The 465-nt window shown below is 69.9% G+C and carries 1 protein-coding gene; it reads left to right on the plus strand.

The features are described from left to right. The coding region (locus EN742_RS37295; protein ID WP_189375785.1) for a chloride channel protein at nucleotides 1–465 on the plus strand (465 nt) is incomplete at both ends.

Here is a 465-nt window from a genome sequence, read left to right on the forward strand (position 1 = left end):
GGCTTGGCGTCGTCGCCAGCGTCTTCGTGCTGAAGCTGGCGGCCTCGGCGATCTCGCTCGGCTCGGGGTTTCGCGGCGGCCTGTTCTTCGCCTCGCTGTTTCTCGGCGCGCTGCTCGGCAAGGTCTTCGCCGGCGTGATGGCCACCGTCTCGCCGGCGACCGGCATCGACCCGGCCGTCGCCGCCGTCGTCGGCATGACCTCGCTCGCCGTCGGCGTCGTCGGCGCGCCGCTGACGATGACCTTCCTGGCGCTGGAATCGACACGCGACCTGACGCTGACCGCCGTCGTGCTGGCGGCTTCGATCATGGCGGCGATGCTGGTGCGCGAGACCTTCGGCTACTCCTTCTCGACCTGGCGTTTCCACCTGCGCGGCGAGACCATCCGCAGCGCCCACGACGTCGGCTGGATGCGCAGCCTCACCGTCGGCTCGATGATGCGCAAGGATGTCCGCACCATCGATGCCG

It is taken from the genome of Mesorhizobium sp. M4A.F.Ca.ET.020.02.1.1 (assembly GCF_004022645.1).
GTDB lineage: Bacteria > Pseudomonadota > Alphaproteobacteria > Rhizobiales > Rhizobiaceae > Mesorhizobium.